Source organism: Pedococcus sp. 2YAF34 (genome assembly GCF_052114585.1).
Classification (GTDB): Bacteria; Actinomycetota; Actinomycetes; order Actinomycetales; family Dermatophilaceae; genus Pedococcus.
On sequence record NZ_JBFRFA010000031.1, the window covers coordinates 1 to 18,040 of the forward strand.

General features: G+C 72.4%; 20 protein-coding genes and 3 tRNA genes. 13 read left to right on the forward strand and 10 right to left on the reverse strand.

Features of this window, described 5'->3' with window-relative positions; genetic code table 11:
• Positions 1 to 54: 54 nt before the first annotated feature.
• The 5 genes from ettA to AB4Z02_RS14665 form a co-directional block, all read right to left on the reverse strand.
• Positions 55 to 1,737 (reverse strand): energy-dependent translational throttle protein EttA, encoded by a 1,683-nt coding sequence (gene ettA, locus AB4Z02_RS14645; RefSeq protein WP_441971819.1) that lies wholly within the window; start codon positions 1,735 to 1,737, stop codon positions 55 to 57.
• A gap of 43 nt (positions 1,738 to 1,780) precedes the next feature.
• A complete protein-coding gene (locus tag AB4Z02_RS14650) occupies positions 1,781 to 2,326 on the reverse strand; it encodes a single-stranded DNA-binding protein (RefSeq protein ID WP_056884780.1) in 546 nt (181 codons plus the stop codon).
• 191 nt (positions 2,327 to 2,517) lie between these two features.
• Positions 2,518 to 4,206: a GTPase gene (locus AB4Z02_RS14655; RefSeq protein WP_441971820.1), complete on the reverse strand. Its 1,689-nt coding sequence runs from the start codon at positions 4,204 to 4,206 to the stop codon at positions 2,518 to 2,520.
• Positions 4,203 to 5,948: a dynamin family protein gene (locus tag AB4Z02_RS14660; protein ID WP_441971858.1), complete on the reverse strand. Its 1,746-nt coding sequence runs from the start codon at positions 5,946 to 5,948 to the stop codon at positions 4,203 to 4,205. The genes AB4Z02_RS14655 and AB4Z02_RS14660 overlap by 4 nt, the downstream gene beginning before the upstream one ends.
• A gap of 120 nt (positions 5,949 to 6,068) precedes the next feature.
• Positions 6,069 to 6,836: a hypothetical protein gene (locus AB4Z02_RS14665; RefSeq protein WP_441971822.1), complete on the reverse strand. Its 768-nt coding sequence runs from the start codon at positions 6,834 to 6,836 to the stop codon at positions 6,069 to 6,071.
• A 72-nt stretch (positions 6,837 to 6,908) separates the two neighbouring features.
• On the opposite strand from AB4Z02_RS14665, the gene thpR reads away from it, so the two are divergent.
• The 3 genes from thpR to AB4Z02_RS14680 all read left to right on the forward strand — a co-directional run bounded on the left by thpR (position 6,909) and on the right by AB4Z02_RS14680 (position 8,488).
• On the forward strand, positions 6,909 to 7,481 hold the full coding sequence (thpR, locus tag AB4Z02_RS14670) for an RNA 2',3'-cyclic phosphodiesterase (protein WP_441971824.1): 573 nt from the start codon (positions 6,909 to 6,911) through the stop codon (positions 7,479 to 7,481).
• Positions 7,478 to 8,356, forward strand: coding sequence for a DNA-3-methyladenine glycosylase 2 (locus AB4Z02_RS14675; RefSeq protein ID WP_441971826.1), 879 nt, complete (start codon positions 7,478 to 7,480; stop codon positions 8,354 to 8,356). Before thpR ends, AB4Z02_RS14675 begins: the two co-directional genes overlap by 4 nt.
• Positions 8,357 to 8,414: 58 nt before the next feature.
• A tRNA-Arg gene (locus tag AB4Z02_RS14680) sits at positions 8,415 to 8,488 on the forward strand.
• A 33-nt stretch (positions 8,489 to 8,521) separates the two neighbouring features.
• Here the strand turns inward: AB4Z02_RS14680 and AB4Z02_RS14685 are convergent.
• On the reverse strand, positions 8,522 to 9,751 hold the full coding sequence (locus tag AB4Z02_RS14685) for a M20 metallopeptidase family protein (protein WP_441971827.1): 1,230 nt from the start codon (positions 9,749 to 9,751) through the stop codon (positions 8,522 to 8,524).
• A 10-nt stretch (positions 9,752 to 9,761) separates the two neighbouring features.
• Positions 9,762 to 10,991: a PrsW family intramembrane metalloprotease gene (locus AB4Z02_RS14690; protein ID WP_082590895.1), complete on the reverse strand. Its 1,230-nt coding sequence runs from the start codon at positions 10,989 to 10,991 to the stop codon at positions 9,762 to 9,764.
• 70 nt (positions 10,992 to 11,061) lie between these two features.
• Between AB4Z02_RS14690 and orn the strand changes: the two genes are divergently transcribed.
• The 6 genes from orn to AB4Z02_RS14720 all read left to right on the forward strand — a co-directional run bounded on the left by orn (position 11,062) and on the right by AB4Z02_RS14720 (position 14,267).
• On the forward strand, positions 11,062 to 11,691 hold the full coding sequence (gene orn, locus AB4Z02_RS14695) for an oligoribonuclease (RefSeq protein ID WP_255353859.1): 630 nt from the start codon (positions 11,062 to 11,064) through the stop codon (positions 11,689 to 11,691).
• A gap of 113 nt (positions 11,692 to 11,804) precedes the next feature.
• Positions 11,805 to 11,880 (forward strand) — tRNA-His (locus AB4Z02_RS14700).
• Positions 11,881 to 12,043: 163 nt separating this feature from the next.
• Complete coding sequence (locus AB4Z02_RS14705; RefSeq protein ID WP_441971830.1) at positions 12,044 to 12,691, forward strand: copper resistance CopC family protein; 648 nt, start codon at positions 12,044 to 12,046, stop codon at positions 12,689 to 12,691.
• 57 nt (positions 12,692 to 12,748) lie between these two features.
• A tRNA-Lys gene (locus AB4Z02_RS14710) sits at positions 12,749 to 12,824 on the forward strand.
• A 466-nt stretch (positions 12,825 to 13,290) separates the two neighbouring features.
• Positions 13,291 to 13,776 carry a cysteine dioxygenase gene (locus AB4Z02_RS14715; RefSeq protein ID WP_056884787.1) on the forward strand — a complete coding sequence of 162 codons (486 nt, stop codon included), beginning with the start codon at positions 13,291 to 13,293 and terminating at the stop codon, positions 13,774 to 13,776.
• Positions 13,777 to 13,781: 5 nt separating this feature from the next.
• On the forward strand, positions 13,782 to 14,267 hold the full coding sequence (locus AB4Z02_RS14720) for a rhodanese-like domain-containing protein (RefSeq protein ID WP_369818931.1): 486 nt from the start codon (positions 13,782 to 13,784) through the stop codon (positions 14,265 to 14,267).
• On the opposite strand, the gene AB4Z02_RS14725 is transcribed toward AB4Z02_RS14720, so the two are convergent.
• The 3 genes from AB4Z02_RS14725 to bcp form a co-directional block, all read right to left on the reverse strand.
• Positions 14,258 to 14,557 carry a GroES family chaperonin gene (locus AB4Z02_RS14725; RefSeq protein ID WP_056884788.1) on the reverse strand — a complete coding sequence of 100 codons (300 nt, stop codon included), beginning with the start codon at positions 14,555 to 14,557 and terminating at the stop codon, positions 14,258 to 14,260. The genes AB4Z02_RS14720 and AB4Z02_RS14725 overlap by 10 nt on opposite strands.
• Before the next feature lie 25 nt (positions 14,558 to 14,582).
• On the reverse strand, positions 14,583 to 14,867 hold the full coding sequence (locus AB4Z02_RS14730) for a DUF3618 domain-containing protein (RefSeq protein WP_056884789.1): 285 nt from the start codon (positions 14,865 to 14,867) through the stop codon (positions 14,583 to 14,585).
• Between the two features lie 65 nt (positions 14,868 to 14,932).
• Positions 14,933 to 15,403: a thioredoxin-dependent thiol peroxidase gene (gene bcp / locus AB4Z02_RS14735; RefSeq protein WP_441971832.1), complete on the reverse strand. Its 471-nt coding sequence runs from the start codon at positions 15,401 to 15,403 to the stop codon at positions 14,933 to 14,935.
• A gap of 112 nt (positions 15,404 to 15,515) precedes the next feature.
• Between bcp and AB4Z02_RS14740 the strand changes: the two genes are divergently transcribed.
• Genes AB4Z02_RS14740 through AB4Z02_RS14755 form a run of 4 tightly spaced genes read left to right on the forward strand, consistent with a single transcriptional unit; the run spans position 15,516 to position 18,040 of the window.
• The gene (locus tag AB4Z02_RS14740) at positions 15,516 to 16,208 is read left to right on the forward strand and encodes an energy-coupling factor ABC transporter permease (protein WP_056884791.1); all 693 of its coding nucleotides are present in this window, start codon (positions 15,516 to 15,518) and stop codon (positions 16,206 to 16,208) included.
• Complete coding sequence (locus AB4Z02_RS14745) at positions 16,205 to 16,528, forward strand: PDGLE domain-containing protein (protein WP_056884792.1); 324 nt, start codon at positions 16,205 to 16,207, stop codon at positions 16,526 to 16,528. The genes AB4Z02_RS14740 and AB4Z02_RS14745 overlap by 4 nt, the downstream gene beginning before the upstream one ends.
• Positions 16,529 to 16,532: 4 nt before the next feature.
• Entirely contained in the window at positions 16,533 to 17,294 is a 762-nt protein-coding gene (gene cbiQ, locus AB4Z02_RS14750; RefSeq protein WP_441971835.1) for a cobalt ECF transporter T component CbiQ, read from the forward strand.
• A complete protein-coding gene (locus tag AB4Z02_RS14755; RefSeq protein ID WP_056884794.1) occupies positions 17,291 to 18,040 on the forward strand; it encodes an energy-coupling factor ABC transporter ATP-binding protein in 750 nt (249 codons plus the stop codon). Before cbiQ ends, AB4Z02_RS14755 begins: the two co-directional genes overlap by 4 nt.

Sequence of the window (18,040 nt, forward strand, 5' to 3'; positions counted from 1 at the left end):
GACCTGTTCGGTCGTCGCGCGTCGTCCGCGTCGTGTGGCCTCGGAAAGCCGCGGTCAGTCGCGGGTGAGCTTGCGGTAGGTCACCCGGTGCGGCCGGGCCGCATCGGCGCCGAGGCGCTCGATCTTGTTGGCCTCGTAGGACTCGAAGTTGCCCTCGAACCAGTACCAGGCGCTCGGGTTCTCCTCGGTGCCCTCATAGGCGAGGATGTGCGTCGCCACCCGGTCGAGGAACCACCGGTCGTGGCTGATGACCACGGCGCAGCCGGGGAAGTCGAGCAGGGCGTTCTCGAGGGAGCCGAGGGTCTCGACGTCGAGGTCGTTGGTCGGCTCGTCGAGCAGCAGCAGGTTGCCGCCCTGCTTGAGGGTGAGCGCGAGGTTGAGGCGGTTGCGCTCGCCACCGGAGAGCACGCCGGTCATCTTCTGCTGGTCCGGGCCCTTGAACCCGAACTGCGACACGTAGGCGCGCGACGGGATCTCGACCTGGCCGACCTGGATGTGGTCGAGGCCGTCGGACACGGTCTCCCAGAGGTTCTTCTTCGGGTCGAGGCCCGCGCGGCTCTGGTCGACGTAGGACATCTTGACCGTCTCGCCGACCTTGACCGAACCGCTGTCGGGCTCCTCGAGCCCCACGATGGTCTTGAACAGCGTGGTCTTGCCCACGCCGTTGGGGCCGATGACGCCGACGATGCCGTTGCGCGGCAAGGTGAAGGACAGGCCGTCGATGAGGACCCGGTCGCCGAAGCCCTTCCTGAGGTTGTTGACCTCGATGACCGTCGAGCCGAGGCGCGGACCCGGCGGGATCTGGATCTCGTCGAAGTCGAGCTTGCGGGTGCGGTCGGCCTCGGCGGCCATCTCCTCGTAGCGGGCCAGACGGGCCTTGGACTTCACCTGGCGGGCCTTGGCGTTGGAGCGGACCCACTCGAGCTCGGTCGCGAGGCGCTTGGCCAGCTTGGCGTCCTTCTTGCCCTGGACCTCCAGGCGCGCCCGCTTCTTCTCGAGGTAGGTCGAGTAGTTGCCCTCGTAGGGGTAGGCGCGGCCGCGGTCGAGCTCGAGGATCCACTGGGCGACGTTGTCCATGAAGTAGCGGTCGTGGGTCACCGCGACGACGGCGCCGTGGTAGGCCGCGAGGTGCTGCTCGAGCCACAGGACCGACTCGGCGTCGAGGTGGTTCGTGGGCTCGTCGAGCAGCAGGAGGTCGGGCTTCTGCAGGAGCAGCTTGCACAGTGCGACACGGCGGCGCTCGCCACCGGAGAGGACAGTGACGTCGGCGTCCGGCGGCGGACAGCGCAGCGCGTCCATGGCCTGCTCGAGCTGGGAGTCGAGGTCCCAGGCGTCGGCGGCGTCGATGGCCTCCTGGAGCTTGCCCATCTCCTCCATCAGCGCATCGAAGTCGGCGTCCGGCTCGGCCATCTCCGCGGAGATCGCGTTGTAGCGGTCGAGCTTCGCCTTGATCTCGCCGGCGCCCTCCTCGACGTTGCCGAGGACGGTCTTGTCCTCGTTGAGCTCGGGCTCCTGCATGAGGATGCCGACGGAGTATCCCGGGGTCAGTCGAGCGTCGCCGTTGGAGGGCTGGTCGAGCCCGGCCATGATCTTCAGGACCGAGGACTTGCCGGCTCCGTTGGGTCCCACCACGCCGATCTTGGCACCGGGGTAGAAGGAGATGGTGACGTCATCGAGGATGACCTTGTCGCCGTGGGCCTTGCGGGCCTTCGACATGACGTAGATGAACTCGGGCATGGGGGCAAGGCTAACGGCCGCCGCCCCCACGCCCGAATCCGTGTCAGGCGGGAGCCGACACCGTCGCGAGCTCGCGCTCGTCGTCCTCCTGGGTGACCAGCCCCGAGGGCTGGGGCACGACCTCGTACTCGTCGGTCTCCGGGTCCCCCGGGCTGTATCCCTCGAGCTCGGCGTGCACCGACTGGACCGCGTCGTCGGAGAGCCTGTCGGACTGGTCCACCTGGGCTCGCGACACCTTGACCAGCGAGGTGGTCCCCCAGGTCAGGTCGTGACCGACGCTGTAGGCGTCGATCTCCACCGACGTCGCGGGGATGTTGTCGCTGCGCATCCACTGGTTGACGCGCATGCGGCCGTAGACGATGACCGGGTCGCCCTTGCCCAGGGAGTTGCCGACGTTGGCCCCGAGGGTCCGGAAGGCGGTGACGTTGAAGAAGTTCGTCGGCCCGTCCTCGTACTCCCGCGTCTGCGGGTTGGGCCGGCGCACCGTCGACGCCAGTCGGAACGCCGTGAAGGGCACCCCGCCGCGCGTGGTCCGCGACTCCGGGTTGGCCACCAACCGGCCCATGACCGTCGTGTAGATCTCGTTCATCTCTCGCTCACCTCGTCTGTGTCCGTCCCCGACTGCCGGGGTCGCAGGCAAGCGTCGCCGCAGCGGACCGAGGGGAGAAGGACAGCCAGGAAGCCCTGTGGACGTCCCGTCCGACCGGCCCGACCTGTGGACGAACCGCCCGGACGACCTCAGACCCAGCCAGTCCGGTGTCAGACGTCACGCATGAGGCGTCAGGCGGCTGCGCGCTCCAGCCCCTCCCGCGCGGTCCGGTGCCGCGCGAGGACAGCGCGCACCGGGGCGACGATGCGCTCGGCGGCGACGCCGGACACCGCCTCCAGCAGGCGGGCGCGGATCTGCTGGCCCCGGCGGCGTGCTCCGATGACGGCGAGGTAGCGGGCGAGGGCGGCCAGCGCCACGCCGAGCACCACTCCCCCGGCGAACATGAGCAGCGGCCACGGCACCGGCCCCAGGGAAGGCGTGTCGACGTCGGGCAGCGCCAGCCAGCCGAGCACGACCAGCACGACGAGCCAGCCGAGGCCCAGCACAGCAATGAGGGCGAGGACCAGCTGGGCGAGCCCGAACGCCCGCCACCACATGGGGGCCCGAGCGCGCAGCGAGGTGCCCACGACGGCCTGGTCCAGCGCGTCGGCGAGCTCCGGACCCGGGGGCGTCGCCGCGTCGGAGACCGCTTCGGCCCATCGTGCCGGCAGACCCTGCCCGGCGCGGTCGCCGACCCGCCGGGTGGCGAGGTCGACAGAGGCCCGGGCGGCAGGGGTCGCCGGCGGAAGGGACGACCGGCCGAGTACCGAGCGCACGTCGCCCGCCGTGACTGCGAGCTTCTCCTCCACCGCGTCCCGGGTGTTGAGGCGCAGCCGCTTCATGGGGTCAGGTCGCAGGCCCTGCACCCAACGGGTGAAGGGCCACCCCGTCCGGCTCCAGGCCTGGTTGCGGTAGTCGCGCTCGACGGCGGCGACGACGGTCGGGATGCCGGCTGCCCGCGACAGCGCGTCGACCAGCTCGGCGTCGACCTGCTCGGCCACCGACGGCTCCGAGTCGGCGACGTCGGTGCGCAACCGTCCTGCGGTGGCGCGGATGTCGGCGGCGAGCCGGGCCGTGGCGGCGTTCTGGGCGGCGACCGCGGTGGCGAGGCGCATGCCGAGCTCCTCGACCCCGGCTCGCGTCGTCGCGGACGTGGCGATGACCTGGACCCCACCGATGCCGTCGGCCTCGGCCAGGCGGGCGAGGTCGCCCCGCACCTGCGAGAGGGCGTCGGGGGTGAGCCGGTCGGCCTGGTTGAGCACCACGACCGTCACCGCACCGTGCATGGAGAGCACCTTGAGGAAGTCGTCGTGCAGCCGGGCGTCGGCGTACTTCTGCGGGTCGGTGACCCAGACGAACACGTCGACGAGCTCCAGGACGCGCTCGGACTCGACGCGGTGGGACTCGACGCGGGAGTCGAAGTCGGGCAGGTCGAGCAGCACGAGGCCGTCGAGGTTCCACGCCTGGCCGCCCGGGAGGCCGAGCGACCCGGTTGCGGACGGGGGCACGTGGTGGCGCTGGCGCACCGAGAGCCAGTCGAGCAGCTCGCCGGCGTCCTCCTCCCCCCACACCGCGGCGACCGGGTGCGCGGTCGTCGGGCGGCGTGCACCGACGACGGCCACCTGATCGCCGACCAGGGCGTTGAACAGGCTCGACTTGCCCGAGCCCGTGGCCCCGGCGAGCGCGACGACGGTGTGGTTGCCCGTCTTCGAGGTGCGCTCGGCGACCTTGTCGACGACGGCCGACGCGTCCTGCACCCGGGCGGGGTCGAGCTGCTTCCCGCCGGACTCGAGCGCCGACGTGAGGGCCGTCGAGCGGTCCCTGAGCTCTTCGACCGTGATCCCCTTGACCTTGGTCCTGCCCATCACCAACGGGCTCATCGAACCGCCTTTACCGCTGCTGCAGCATCAGCCAGGCGCTCGGCCCGGCCTGCCTGGATGTCCACGCCCCGGAGGGCCTCGTCGTACCTCTGCTGCTCCGCGGCGTACAGGTCGCGCACCCGCTCGAGCAGCCGCTTGCGGGCGGTGGCCGCCATCTCGCGCACCGCCTGGTCACCGAAGATCGCCTCGAGCACCTTCTGCGCCAGGACCGCGGTGCCGCCGGCGATGCCGACCTCCGCGCCGGCGAGCAGGCCCCCGGTGTGGGCGAACACGATGAGCATCAGGACCACGCCGATCCCGTTGAGCCCGTAGGCCGCGATGCGTGCCGTCGTGCGCCGGTCCTTGCCCTCGCTGCGGACGAGGTCAAGCAGCTCGCCCTGCCAGTCGCGGACGAGGCGCTCGGTCGCGGCGGTGAAGTCCGCCGACGGCTTCGCGACCGCGGAGTGCGACTGCAGCAGCGCGTCACCACCGGGCAGCTGTCGCCACCGGCGGGCCACGGTGGCGGCGGCGCCCTCGCCCTGGGACTGGATCAGAGCCGCGACCCCCGACTGCAGGGCCTCGCCGAGATCGCCGGACGGCGGCGGGTTGCCCTTAATGGCCGCGGTGACCCGGTCACGGACCCTGGAGATCGTCGACTCGACCTGCTTGAAGAACTCGCCGGTGCCGACGTACTCCTGCCACCGGGCCAGCACCTCGCCGCGCAGCAGGGTCCCGTCGGTCACGCCCTGCTCCACGGCCCGCACGGCGTCGCGGTATGCGGCGTCAGCCGCGTCGTGCAGCGCGGCCACCGCCGCGTGCTGCTCGGCCGTCGCGGTCGCGAGGAGGCCGGCGCGCTGGTCGAGCGAGCCGAGCGCGCCCTCGAGGGTCTGCCTGACGATGACCGAGCGGGCGCGGGCGTCGCTGGCCAGGGCGGTGAGCCACGAGCGGAGGCGGGCCACGTCGGTCTCGGGCAGCCGGCCCTGGGCGGTGAGGGCGGCCTCGGGGATGCCGAAGATCGGCGCCGTGGAAAGGCCCTGCTCGCGGAGCATGCCCGCGAGGTGGCTGCGGATGTCGGCCATCGCCTCGGGCGGCACGCGGTCGAGGACGATCGCGACCGCGGTGCCGCGCTCGGACGCCTGCCGCAGCAGGTCCCACGGCACGGCGTCGGCGTAGCGGGCTGCTGTGGTGACGAAGAGCCAGAGGTCGGCAGCGGCGAGCAGCTGAGCTGCGAGGGCGCGGTTGGCGCTGACCACCGAGTCGATGTCGGGGGCGTCCAGCAGGGCCATGCCCGGGGGCAGCGAGCTGGACCTGACCAGCCGCATCGAGGCCTCCGTCGCCGTGCCAGTCGATGTGCTGGGCGCCGCGCCGCTCGCCGTGCCCGACGCAGTCCCCTTGGACGTCGACGGTGCGCCGGTGACCCGGTGCAGCCCGGGGAGGATGCGGTCGTCGAGGAACCAGCGCTCGTCCTGGGGGTGGTGCACCAGCACCGGGGTGGTGGTCGTGGGGCGCAGGACGCCGGAGCGGCTCACCTCGTCGTCGACGATGGAGTTGACCAGCGTCGACTTGCCGGCGCCCGTGGAGCCGCCGACGACGGCCAGCAGCGGGGCGTCCAGCGAGCGCAGACGCGGGATGACGTAGTCGTCGAGCTGCTTGAGCAGCGCCTCGCGCGTCCCCCTTCCGGCAGTCACTCCCGGGATGTCGAGGGGCAGCTCGGCCCGGGCCACCTCCTCGCGGAGGGTCGTCACGGCGCCCAACATCGACATGGCGTCGTCACTGGAAATCACGGCGCAAGCCTAACGAACCCGACCACATGCCACCGGCCGCGACAGACCGGTCCGGAGCTGCAAGATCGAGGTCCGCAAGGTCCTGCGTGGACCTGCGACCTAGGAACGGCGGAAGTAGTCCTCGTAACCACTCGCGCTGGACCCGTCGCCGCGCCCCGAGGGCCGCGGCTCGAGGCGCTCGACGGCAGGGATGTGCTCGACGCCGTCGAGCACGATGGCGTCGTCGTCGCACGCTCGCTCGACGGTCCAGGCGCCGGCCGGCTCGGCACCGGCCCTCCTCGTCCTCTCCCCCGTCGCCCTGTCCCCTTCCGGCTCCTCGAACTCCGCCGGCAGCCGCAGCCACCACAGGCCGCTCGGGGCCAGCAGGACCAGCGATGCCAACGGCCACGCAAGGTTGCCGAGCACCTGTGCCACCAGCCCCGGGCCCTGGTAGCCGGACACGACCGAGGGGTCGTCGGAGCTGAACGGGTCATCACCGAACAGCGCGAGCACCCCCAGGGCCACCAGGCCGAGCGCCACGACGGCCTGGACCCCCCAGAGGACGAGCCACTCCCAGCGCACCACCCGGGCGTTGGTGACGGGGCCGGCGCGGTGCAGGACCGCGAGGCAGACGGCCAGCAGCAGCGACCCTGCGACCAGCGCGATGGGGCCGCGAAAGCCGCCGTACAGCGCCATACCGGTGACCCTGTCCATGAACGACGGGGACGCCGGGGCGCCGTCCGGGGAGGAGTACTGCACGCTGGCGCGCCAGGTGAGCCACAGCTCCTGCAGGGTGCTCGCGACGAGCACGAGCACCGCGACCTCGACGGCGCGCACGGTGAGGAACCACGTCCTCGGCACCGACAGGCTGCGCACTGGTGAAGCCACGGTCCACCCCTTCCTCCCGGGCCAAATCTAGCCCGGCGGCGACCCGCTCGTCCCGGCCTCCAGAATGGCGCCATGCGCATCTTCGCCGCCCTCGTCCCGCCGGAGCCGGCCCTCGAGGACCTGGGCGACTTCCTCGAGCCACGGCGGGACGCGGGCCGGGACCTGCGCTGGGTCGACCCGAGCCTGTGGCACGTGACCCTCGCGTTCATGGCCGAGGTCCCGGCCCAGCGGGTCGACGAGGTCGCCGAGGCCGTCGCCGCGGCAGCCGCGGCGCGCGACGAGCTGGCGCTCAGCCTGCGCGGGGCCGGCGCGTTCCCGCACGCCGAGGACGCGCGGGTGCTCTGGACGGGGGTCGGCGGCGAGCCGTCGGCACTCGAGTCACTGGCCCAGCTCTCCCGAAGCGTCCGACTCGCCTGCAACCACGCAGGGGCGTCACCCGAGGGAGGGCCCTTCCACCCGCACCTGACCGTGGCCCGCTCGCGCCGGCCGTTCGAGTCCACGCGGTGGCTGCGCACCCTGGACACCTACGAGGGACCGGGCTGGGTCGCGAAGGAGGTCACCCTCTTCGCGTCGCAGCCGGGGGCGAAGGGCCGGCCGCGCCACTACGAACCGGTGGCCACCATGCCGCTCGGCGGCGAGGCGTGACCCGCACGACGGTCGCCGCCGTCACCTCCTACCCCGCGGCGGAGGCCTTCGCCGCCCTGCTGGCCCACGCGGTGCCCGGCCTCGAGCGGGTGGACGCCTCGACCCGCACCTACTCCCGACTGGTGAGCACGGGCGCGGGGCCGCTGCTCGTCGAGGCGGTCTTCGGCGCCGACGACGTCACCGTCGACGTCGTGGGTGTCGACGGCGACGGCGCTCCCGAGGCGCTCGTCGAAGCCGGCGCGTCGGTGCGCGGGTGGCTCGACCTCGAGACCGACCTGTCCGCCGTGGCCCTGCACCTCGGCGACGACCCCGTCCTCGCGCCGCTGGTGTCGGCCCAGCCTGGCCTGCGGATCCTGGGGTCGTTCGACGGGTTCGAGTCGACGGTGATGACGGTGCTCGGACAGCACGTCTCGCTCGTCGCCGCTCGCACGTTCGGCGGCCGGCTCGTCGAGCGGTGGGGACGGCTCGATGCGGTCACCGGGCTCGTCGAGTTCCCGTGCCCCGCAACGCTTGCAGCGGTCGACCCCGCAGAGCTGCAGGCTGTCGTGGGCGTCACCGGGCAGCGCGCCCGCACCGTCGTCGCCGTCGCTCGGGCGTGCGCCGACGGCCTCCGCGTCGCGCCGGGCGTCGACCCGGTGCCCGTACGGCGCGAGCTGCTGGCGCTGCCCGGAATCGGCCCGTGGACGGTCGAGTACGTCGCGATGCGGGCGATGCGTGACCCCGACGCCTTCCCGGCCGGCGACCTCGTCCTGCGCAAGGCGCTGGAGCTCGCCACGCCTCGCGAGGTGGCGGCCCGGGCCGCCGCGTGGTCGCCGTGGCGCGCCTACGCAGCGATCCACCTCTGGCACCACGCCGCGTACTCGCTGCACCTCTGACCCGGCGCCGCGGCCTACCGCGCCTGCTCGTGGGACGCCTCTAGACTGTGCGCGCACTGCCCCCGTAGCTCAGCTGGATAGAGCAAGAGCCTTCTAATCTCTAGGTCGCAGGTTCGAGTCCTGCCGGGGGCGCCCCTCCACCACCGGTCCCGGTGCCGCTGCGGCTCAGGCCGTGGTCGCCCGGCGGCTCAGCTGGGCGGTCCGCCGCAGTGCGAGCTCGGCGAGCAGGGCCGCCCCGTCGGGGACGACGGAGTCGTCGAAGTCGGCCCGCGGCGAGTGGTTGTCCGGTGCCGACGCGTGGTCGGCGACCGGGCAGGCGCTGAGGTTGACGTAGGCGCTCGGCACGAGCTCGCCGACGAACGAGAAGTCCTCCGCGCCCATCTCGGGGTCGCGCTGGTGGGTGTAGCGGTCGGCGCCGAACAGGTCGACGATCGTGTCCTTCGCGAAGGCGTACTCGTCCTCGTCGTTGACCGTGACGGGGTAGCCCGGGAGGTGCTCGACCTCGGCGGTGAGCCCGTGGGCGGCCGCGAGCTGCTCGGCGAGGAGGGTGATCTTCCCGCTCACCGCCTTGCGCGCCTCGGGCGAAAGGCTGCGCACGGTCGCCTCGAACACCGCGTCGTCAGGGATGATGTTGTCCTTGGTGCCGCCCACGAACTTGCCCACCGTGATGACGACCGGGTCGAAGACGTCGAACTGCCGGGTGACGAGCGTCTGCAGGGCCACGACGATCTCGCACGCCACCGGGATGGGGTCCTTGGCCCGGAACGGCTGCGACCCGTGACCGCCCTCGCCGACCACCCGCACCTTGACCTCGTCGGCCGCCGCCATGAGCGGTCCGGGGCGCCCGAACCACTGCCCCAGCGGGTGCTCGGAGGAGAACACGTGCAGGGCGTAGGCCGCGTCCACCCGACGCCCCGCCGCATCGAGCAGCCCTTCGGCGATCATCGGCTCGGCCCCACCGGGCCCTTCCTCGCCGGGCTGGAACATGAACACGACGTCGCCCTCGAGCTCGTCGCGCAGGTCGTGCAGGATGCGTGCCGCGCCGACGAGGCCGGCGACGTGGAGGTCGTGGCCGCAGGCGTGCATGAGCCCCGGGTGCCGCGACACGTGCTCGAGGTCGAGGTCCTCGGTCACCGGGAGGGCATCCATGTCCCCGCGCAGGAGGACCACCGGCCGGTCGACGCCGGTGCGGTCGCCACCACGGCCGCGAAGCACGGCGACCACCGAAGACAGCCCCTTCCCCAGGGTGACCTCGAGGTCGAGGCCCTCGAGGGCGTCGAGGACGAGGCGCTGCGTCAGGGGCAGCTCGAGGCCGAGCTCGGGCACCTGGTGCAGCTCGCGCCGCAGGGCAACGAGGTCGGGACCGATGGTCGAGGCGATGTCGAGGGTGCGCACGCCCAGCAACCTAGTACGCGCCGAGCATCTCCCGGCGGCGGGCAGTGAGCGCGGCGAGCATGTCCCGCTCGCTCTCGAGGGCCTGGGCGTCGGCGGCGCTGTGGTGCATGCGGGCCCGCAGCAGCGCCAGCTCGCTGGCAGTGTCCTGGAAGCCGCGCATCGCGGCGAGCGACCTCCGACCGGCCGAACGCGCCCACATCCGGGCGGCACGGCGGCCCCTCATCGTCGAGAGCATCTGCACCTCGCCCGGCGACAGCCACCCGGCATCGGCGTAGACGCTCAGGTAGCGGCCGATGAGCCGCCCCTCGCGTCGCCGCGCCCACACCACGAGGGCCACGAAGGCGAGGAAGATCGGCACCTCGACGAGGAGGTAGACCGTGACGAGCCCGGCTCCTCCCGTGACGGCGGCGAGGTTCCAGATCGCGTGCAGGAGCGCCGCGAGCAGGTATCCCGCGACGGGCGCCAGGACCTTCAGGGCCCGGCTGCGCGTGGTCGCCGCGATCCCGATACCGATCCCCGTGCAGACCGTGAACATCGGGTGGGCGAACGGCGTGAAGATGCAGCGGGCGATGAACGTGCCCGTCAGCGCCTGGTCGCCACCGTCGGCGTAGGCCATCCCGAGGTACTGGATGTTCTCGGTGAAGGCGAAACCGGCCGCGACGATGCCGGCGTAGACCATGCCGTCGATGATCCCGTCGAACTCGCGCCGCCTGAACCACCAGATGAGCAGCACCAGCAGGCCCTTGCAGGCCTCCTCCACCAGCGGAGCGGAGAACACCGCGGTCGCGAGCATGGCTGACTGCGAGCCACCGGTGGCCGCCTGGAAGGCGATGTTGGCGCCGGTGTTGAAGACCCCCGCCACCAGCGCCGCGACGAGCGCTCCCCACGCGAAGGCAACGAGCAGGTAGCGCTTGGGCTCGGCCTCGAAGCGGTCGAGCCACAGGAAGGTCGGGATCACGATGCCGAGGGGGATGGCCGCGAGCAGCACCCCCAGCAGGCTGGTCACCACCCCGAGCGTCGCGCCGTAGTAGGCGACGAGGACCAGTGCTGCGAGCGCGAACCCGATGACGAGGAACGCCACGAAGAGCCAGCGTCGCAGGGCTCGCCGGCTCGACCCGCGCCCGACCCCAGGGCCGCCGGCAACACCGTCCTGGCCGGTCGCACCGGCCGGCCCACCACCCTGGACCGGCCCCCCGGCCAGTGGTCCCGCCCCGTACCGAGGCTCCTGTCCCCACGTCATGACCGGCAGGCTAGTGCAGCGACCGGACGCACGCCCCGCGCCTGTCGCGGGTGGGCCGTAGGGTGTGCGGGTGACCCAGACCCCCACAGAACGCTCGATCAACGACCGCATCGTCTGGATCGACTGCGAGATGACCGGGCTCTCCCTCGAGCACGACGCCCTCATCGAGGTGGCCGCCCTGGTCACCGACTTCGAGCTCAACCAGCTCGGCGACGGCGTCGACGTCGTCATCGCCCCGCCGGCCGGTGCGCTCGAGCAGATGGACGACTTCGTGCGTGACATGCACACCACCTCGGGCCTGCTCGAGGAGCTGGCGGGCGGCACGACCATGCAGGACGCGCAGGAGCAGGTGCTCGCCTACGTGCGCGAGTGGGTGCCCGAGCCGCGCAAGGCTCCCCTCGGCGGCAACACCGTCGCCACCGACCGCGGCTTCCTCGCCCGCGACATGGCCGAGCTCGAGGCACACCTGCACTACCGGATCATCGACGTCTCCTCGATCAAGGAGCTGTCCCGCCGCTGGTACCCGCGCGCCTACTTCAGCTCTCCCAAGAAGTCCGGCGGCCACCGCGCGCTCGCCGACATCCGCGAGTCGATCGCCGAGCTGCGCTACTACCGCGAGGCCGTCTTCGTCCCCCAGCCCGGCCCCGACAGCGCCACGGCCAAGGCCATCGCCGCGCGGCACGTGGTCGACCCCGGCTGACGGGCGCGGACCACGGGCCTGCCGCGGCTTGCCGGGGTGGTCACGAGCACCCCTTCGGAACGGGTACGATGGTTGTCGCTTCCGCGGCCGGACTTGTCCGGTCGTGTTGCATGGTGGGCGTAGCTCAGCTGGTAGAGCACCGCGTTGTGGTCGCGGGGGTCGCGGGTTCAAGCCCCGTCGCTCACCCCACTCGAAGGCCCCCGACCGTCACGGTCGGGGGCCTTCGTCATCTCGCGTCCTTCGTCAGGTGGGGGCCCTCGTCACGTCGGGAGTCTTCGTCACGTCGGGAGTCTTCGTCACGTCGGGAGTCTTCGTCACGTCGGAGTGCGTCAGGCAGGATGGAACGGTGTTCATGGACTCAGACCGCAAGCACAGGGCCGTCCGCATCACCGTGTGGGTGGCCGTCCTCGGGCTGCTCCTGGGGGTGCTGTCCTCCCTCGTGACCGCGCTCGGGGCCGACGCCCACGCGTCGCTGCGGTCGGTCTCGCCTGCTGACGGCTCCACGGTGCGCACGGCGCCGGCCGCGGTGGTGCTGACGTTCGACGAGCCCATCAGCTCCAGCTTCGCCACCGTCGCCGTGACCGGCCCCGGAGGTGACGCCGGCAACGGGCGCGCGAAGGTGGACGGCACCAAGGTCAGCCTCGACCTCGACGCGGGGCTGCCTGACGGCACCTACAAGGTCGCTTTCCGCGTCGTCAGCGAGGACGGGCACCCGGTGTCGGACACGAGCACCTTCCGGCTGGCCGCAGCAGCACCCACCTCGAGCGCTCCCTCCACGTCTTCGGGCACCGACTCGCCCGCGCCGACCATGACGCCCCTCCCCCAGTCCTCGAGCTCCTCAGCCAGCGTCTCGTCCAGCGAAAAGGCCTCCGCGGCAACGGCATCCGGGACCGGCAACGGCACCGGGCTGCGCCTCGGGCTGGCTGTCGGGGTCGGCGCCCTGGCCGTCGCGGCGGGCACCGCGCTGGTCGCCGCAGCCCGCCGACGGAGGCAGTCGTGAGCGTCAGCGGAGCCGATTTCACGTCGCCGCCATCGTCCTGCTAATGTCTCTCCTCGCGCGCCATTAGCTCAATTGGCAGAGCAGCTGACTCTTAATCAGCGGGTTCGGGGTTCGAGTCCCTGATGGCGCACCACCCACCACGAAGGGCCGGTCACACCACTGTGACCGGCCCTTCGTGCGTCCTGCCCCGGACGTCGGCATGGGGCCGGGTGTCGGGACCGGCGTCGGGTGTCGGGACCGGCGTCGGGCCTGCGCTTCTCGGAGGGCGAGACGCCACGGGTACCTCGTGGACGACGGCCGGGGCCGCGTGCTGCACTGGAGCCATGTCTTCGACCACCGCGGTGATGCGCGCGCACATGGCTCCCATGTGCGGCGACGTCATGCGGTGTTGCTGCTGCGCCTGACCTCGTCCCGCACCAGCCCCGACGCCTCGAGCGCGTCCCTCGAACCCCGGAGACATCCCATGGCCACCAGCCACACGGCACACCGCCGCATCCACCTCGACCTGTTCCTGGTCCAGGGGTCGGTCTGTCCGCGAATGCGCAGCCTCCACGCGCCATCTCGCACAACACAGACACCGACGAACCAGGAGCAGGACCATGACCATCACGACCACCGCCGGCACCCCCGGCGTCAACCGCTTCACCCGTAGCCAGCTGCTCCGCACGGCGCAGCTCTTCGCCACCGACCCCGACCTCCACCGCCACGTCGACCTCGGCGCCACCGAGCGCACCTGGCACCGCCTCGACGCCACCGAGCACCTCGAGATCTGGCTCATCGCGTGGCCGGTCGGCACGTCGACCGGCTGGCACGACCACCTGCGCTCCGAGGGCGCCTTCGTCACCGTCGAGGGCACACTGGCCGAGCACAGCTGGTCCGGCGGCCGGGCGCACGAGAGGCTGCTGCCCCGCGGCGAGGGCCGGTCGTTCGGCAGCCACCACGTGCACGACGTCGCCAACCCCGGTGACGTCCCCGCCCTGTCGGTGCACGTCTACTCCCCCGCGCTGCGCGGCCTGACCCGCTACGCGGTCCTCGACGGGACGCTGAAGGTGACCGGCGTCGAGCAGGCCGGTGAGCAGTGGTGACCGCCGTGAGCGCCGCGCCCACGATCCAGACGCACTGGGAGACACGGCTGTTCAGCGGTCCGGTGACGCGGGACCCGGGCCGCGGGCGGCTGGCACCCACCTACGCCGGGATCGACGACCAGCTGGCCGACGCCCGCAGCCGGCTGCGCCGGGTGAGCGTGCGGGCGGCATACCAGGAGGTGCTCTACGGCCGAGCGGTCCTGGTGGACATCCGTCCCGCGGCACAGCGGGCGACCGAGGGCGAGGTCGCGGCGCACCTGCACCCGCTCGTCGTCGAGCGCAACGTGCTGGAGTGGCGCTTCGACCCACGCCACGAGTCCCGGCTGCCCGTCGCCGGATTCGCGACACGGGTGCTCGTGCTGTGCCAGGAGGGCTACACCTCGTCACTGGCCGCGGACGCCCTGCTGCGGCTCGGGGTCACCCGCGCCACCGACGTCGAGGGCGGGTTCCGGGCCTGGCGCGAGGCCGGGCTCCCGACCGCTCAGAGGTAGAGGCCAGTCTGCCCGCCGTCGCTGACCCGCGCGGCAGCGACGGCGTGCAGGTCCTTCTCGCGCAGCAGGACGTACTCCTTGGACTGCAGCTCGACCTCACCGCGGTCCTGCGGGTCGAACAGCACCCGGTCACCGACCTCGACCTGGCGGACGTTCTGGCCGGTCGCGACGACGGTGGCCCACGCCAGACGCCGGCCGATGCTGGCGGTGGCGGGGATGACGATCCCGCCACCGGACCGGCGCTCGCCACCCTCGCCCTCGAGGGAGACCAGCACCCGGTCGTGCAGCATGCGGATCGGGAGGCGGTCTGCTCCCTCAGCCACGACGGCGGCGGACCGCGCCGAGCCCGATGAGCGCGACCGCTGCAGCCGCGAGGGCCGCGACGCGCTCGGTACGCAGCTCACCCGTGGGTGTGCGGGTGGCCTCGGTGAACTTCTCGCGCGCGGACTGCACCTGGCGGCGCGCGATCTCCTGCGGCGCGGTACGGGTGTGCAGCTCGTCGACCGTGCCCGCGAGGCGCTCGCGGGCGGCGGCGATGTCGGCCTCGATCTGGTCGACCGACTTGGGCTGGGACGGACGCGGGGCGCTCGTGTCGCTCACGGGATCTCCTACGGGTGGCTGGATGGTGATGGGAGGGCGGTGTGGTGGCGAGATGCCCGCGGGGGTCAGGCGAGGCCGAGGTCGCGGCGCAGCTTGGCCACGTGGCCGGTGGCCTTGACGTTGTACATCGCGTGGGAGACCTGGCCCTGCTCGTCGACCACGACCGTGCTGCGGACGACGCCCTCGACGGTCTTGCCGTAGAGCTTCTTCTCGCCGAACGCTCCCCAGCGCGTCATCACGGCCCGGTCGGCGTCGGAGAGCAGCGTGATCGTCAGGCCGTCCTTCTCGCGGAACTTCGCGAGCTTGGCCGGGGCATCGGGCGAGATGCCGAGCACCTCGTAGCCCTCGCCGCGCAGGGAGCTGATGTTGTCGCTGAAGTCGCACGCCTGGGTGGTGCAGCCGGGTGTCATGGCGGCCGGGTAGAAGTAGACGATGACCTTGCGGCCGCGCAGGTCGGACAAGGTCACCTCCCCACCCTGGTCGTCGGGCAGCGTGAAGTCCGGCGCTTCGTCGCCGGGGCTCAGTCGCTCGCTCACGGGCGGGTCTCCTCGGGTCGCGTAGTTGCAAACGATTTGCAATAGAGTGGATGTCGTCCTCCCGCAAACCTATCCCAGCAGCGGGTTCGCCACCCGACGGCAAGGAGTCCCCGTGCACGTCCCCGACGGCTTCCTCGACGCCCCCACCTCGCTGGCGACGGCGGGCGTCGCCGCGGTCGGCGTCGTCAGCGCGCTGGTCGGGGCCGCCCGCCGCGAGCTGGACGACCGCACCGCACCGCTGGCCGGGCTCGTGGCCGCGTTCGTGTTCGCGACACAGATGCTCAACTTCCCCGTCGGCGCGGGCACGTCCGGGCACCTGTTGGGCGGCGCCCTCGCCGCCGTGCTCGTGGGTCCGTGCACGGCCACGCTCTGCCTCACGGTGGTGTTGCTGGCGCAGGCCCTGCTGTTCGCCGACGGCGGCCTGACCGCCATCGGCACCAACATCACCCTGATGGGCCTCGTGGGCGTGTGGGTCGGCTGGCTCACCTTCCGCGGGGTGCAGGCGCTGCTGCCCCGCCGCGTCGGCATGGTGGTGCCGGCTGCCGCAGTCGGCGCGTTCCTGTCGGTCCCCGTTGCGGCACTGGGGTTCGTGGCGCTGTACGCCGTGGGCGGCCAGGCCCCGATCCCCCTCGACCGGCTGGCCACGGCCATGGTCGGCTGGCACCTGCTCATCGGCGTCGGCGAGGCCGTCATCACCGCGCTCGCCGTCTCCTCGATCGTCGCCGTGCGCCCCGACCTCGTCCACGGCGCGCGGAAGGTCCTGCAGCAACGGGAGCTCGTCGTGCGCGAGGAGGTCCGCGCATGAGGTCGGTCAGCACGCGTCGCCTCGTCGTGGTGGGCCTTCTCGTCGCGCTCGTCCTCGCCGGTGTCGTGTCCTACTACGCCTCGAGCCACCCCGACGGCCTCAACTACGTCGCCGAGAAGGTCGGGTTCCTGTCGACCGGGCGCCGGCACGCCACCGACGGCTCACCCTTCGCCGGGTACTCCACTCGCGGGGTCGGCAACGCGCGGCTGTCCGGCGGCCTCGCCGGCGTCGTGGGTGTCCTCGTGGTGGGCCTCGTCGGTGGCGGCCTCGCCTGGCTGTTGCGCCGCCGCGGCCACGGCCCCAGCGAAGACCGGCGGTAGTCGGGTGGGCGCGAGCCACGGGCACCACCTGCACTTCCACGGCCACTCCCCCGTGCACCACCTCCCCGCACACACCAAGATCGTCGCGCTCGTCACCTTCGTGCTCCTCGTCGTGGCCACCCCGCGCCAGCACGCCTGGGCGTTCGCGGTGTATGCCGTCCTGCTCCTGGGCGTCGTCGGCCTCGCCGGGCTGCCCTTCGGCCACATCGCCAGGCGGATGGTCGTCGAGGTGCCGTTCGTCGTCTTCGCGGCGCTGCTGCCGTTCGTGGCATCGGGACCGCGGGTGCCGGTCGGGCCGCTGAGCCTGTCCGAACCGGGACTGTGGGCGTCGTGGGCGCTGCTGGCCAAGGGAACCCTCGGGGTGCTGGCCTCCCTGACCCTGGCCGCGACCACCGAGCCGCGCGACCTGCTGGCGGGGCTCGAGCGCCTGCGCCTGCCGCAGCAGCTCGTGCAGATCTTCGGCTTCATGGTGCGCTACCTCGAGGTCGTCACCGGCGAGCTGACGCGGATGCGCATCGCCCGGGAGTCGCGCGGGTTCCAGGCCCGGTCGGTGCGGTCGTGGCCGGCGCTCGCCTCCACCGTGGGGGCGCTCTTCATCCGGTCCTACGAGCGCGGCGAGCGCATCCACCTCGCCATGCTGTCCCGCGGCTACACCGGAAGGCTCCCCGTGACCCACACCCTCACCGCCTCGTCCGCCCAGTGGCGGCTCGCGGCAGCCCTGCCCACCGCCGCACTGGTGACCCTCGCCGTGGCGGTGGCGCTGTGAGCGACCCGGTCCTCGACGTCCGCGGGCTCGCCTACGCCTACCCCGACGGCCACCAGGCGCTGTACGGCGTGAACCTGCACGTGCACCGCGGCGAGCGGGTGGCCCTGCTCGGCCCGAACGGCGCCGGCAAGACGACGCTGGTCCTGCACCTCAACGGCATCCTCACCGCCGGCGCGGGTTCGGTAGCGGTCTCCGGACTGCCGGTCGCGAAGGAGAACCTCCAGGAGGTGCGCCGCCGCGTCGGCGTGGTGTTCCAGGACCCCGACGACCAGCTGTTCATGCCCAGCGTCCGCGCCGACGTCGAGTTCGGGCCGGCCAACCTGGGCCTGCGCGGCGCCGAGCTGGAGCGCCGCGTCGTCGACGCCCTCGACCGGGTCGGCATGGTCGACTTCATCGACCGGCCGCCGCACCACCTGTCGTTCGGCCAGCGGCGCCGCGTGGCCGTCGCCACGGTGCTGGCCATGGAGCCCGAGGTGCTCGTGCTCGACGAGCCCTCCTCCAACCTCGACCCCGCGTCCCGGCGCGAGCTCGCCGACATCATCCGCTCGCTCGACGTCACCGTGCTCATGGTCACGCACGACCTGCCCTACGCCTACGAACTCTGCCCCCGGTCGGTCGTCCTGTCCGACGGCGTCGTGGTGGCCGACGGCACCACACGCGACGTGCTCACCGACGACGCGCTCATGGCCGCCCACCGACTCGAGCTGCCGTTCGGGTTCGACCCGCGCACCATCCCGGCGCCGTAG

Excerpts from the sequence above, each read along its gene's own strand:
- AB4Z02_RS14650 (WP_056884780.1), bottom strand. The coding sequence starts at position 2,326 with ATGAACGAGATCTACACGACGGTCATGGGCCGGTTGGTGGCCAACCCG.
- ettA (WP_441971819.1), bottom strand. The coding sequence starts at position 1,737 with ATGCCCGAGTTCATCTACGTCATGTCGAAGGCCCGCAAGGCCCACGGC.
- AB4Z02_RS14655 (WP_441971820.1), bottom strand. The coding sequence starts at position 4,206 with ATGAGCCCGTTGGTGATGGGCAGGACCAAGGTCAAGGGGATCACGGTC.
- AB4Z02_RS14715 (WP_056884787.1), top strand. The coding sequence starts at position 13,291 with ATGACCATCACGACCACCGCCGGCACCCCCGGCGTCAACCGCTTCACC.
- AB4Z02_RS14660 (WP_441971858.1), bottom strand. The coding sequence starts at position 5,948 with ATGTCGATGTTGGGCGCCGTGACGACCCTCCGCGAGGAGGTGGCCCGG.
- AB4Z02_RS14705 (WP_441971830.1), top strand. The coding sequence starts at position 12,044 with ATGGACTCAGACCGCAAGCACAGGGCCGTCCGCATCACCGTGTGGGTG.
- AB4Z02_RS14725 (WP_056884788.1), bottom strand. The coding sequence starts at position 14,557 with ATGCTGCACGACCGGGTGCTGGTCTCCCTCGAGGGCGAGGGTGGCGAG.
- thpR (WP_441971824.1), top strand. The coding sequence starts at position 6,909 with ATGCGCATCTTCGCCGCCCTCGTCCCGCCGGAGCCGGCCCTCGAGGAC.
- AB4Z02_RS14690 (WP_082590895.1), bottom strand. The coding sequence starts at position 10,991 with ATGACGTGGGGACAGGAGCCTCGGTACGGGGCGGGACCACTGGCCGGG.
- AB4Z02_RS14745 (WP_056884792.1), top strand. The coding sequence starts at position 16,205 with ATGAGGTCGGTCAGCACGCGTCGCCTCGTCGTGGTGGGCCTTCTCGTC.